Here is a 249-nt window from a genome sequence, read left to right as displayed (position 1 = left end):
CGTCGCTCGGGTTCGGCTGAGCCTGCTGCGGTATGGTTCGACTTCTCCTCGGATCGCAAAGGCGTCCACCCTCAAACCCGGCTCGCCGCATTCCACGGCATCGTGCAGGCCGATGCTTACTCCGGGTGTGGCGCGACAATCTGGATGAGAGACGCGCGACAAACAAGATGAGAATGTCGCGGCGAGGTTGATGATGCCGATGTTGATTGACGCTGACAAGCGTTTGTTGATTGACGCGCGGCGCATGTT

At 59.4% G+C, this 249-nt stretch carries 1 pseudogene; it reads left to right on the top strand.

Features of this window, described 5'->3' with window-relative positions:
• Positions 1-126: pseudogene (locus GWC77_RS28970) on the top strand (transposase); the annotation flags it as partial.
• Between the last annotated feature and the right edge of the window lie 123 nt (positions 127-249).

It is taken from the genome of Paraburkholderia sp. NMBU_R16, from assembly GCF_013282575.1.
In the GTDB taxonomy this organism is placed as follows: Bacteria; Pseudomonadota; Gammaproteobacteria; order Burkholderiales; family Burkholderiaceae; genus Trinickia.
The sequence above is the reverse complement of the archived record's forward strand: the minus strand, read 5'-3'. Positions and strand labels throughout refer to the sequence as shown.